The sequence below is a fragment of the Prauserella cavernicola genome, from assembly GCF_016595675.1.
In the GTDB taxonomy this organism is placed as follows: Bacteria; Actinomycetota; Actinomycetes; order Mycobacteriales; family Pseudonocardiaceae; genus Prauserella_A; species Prauserella_A cavernicola.
Map to the genome: position 1 here is coordinate 1 of NZ_JAENJH010000075.1, position 288 is coordinate 288.

Genomic DNA, 288 nt, shown 5'->3' on the forward strand with positions numbered 1-288 from the left:
CGCGCCCGCGGGCACGGAACCCTCCGACACCTCGCGCGCCACGGTGGCGTGGACGCTGGCCGGCCTGGTGGTGGTGCTCGGGCTGGCGGCATTGACCCGGTTCCTGGAACAGAACGACCCCGACTGGTCGGAGGGCACGGCCCTGGGCGAGTTCGCGGCCGGGGTGGAAGTCCCGGTGTACGCGATCATCCTGGGATTGCTCGGCAACCTGGTGCTGTCCCGCGCGGGGGTGCGTGACCGCCTGGCGGCGGCGTTTCGCACCGAGTACTTCATCAAGACGGGTCTGGT

At 71.2% G+C, this 288-nt stretch carries 1 pseudogene; it reads left to right on the forward strand.

Features of this window, described 5'->3' with window-relative positions:
- Positions 1-288, forward strand: a pseudogene (locus JHE00_RS34760) (putative sulfate exporter family transporter); the annotation flags it as partial.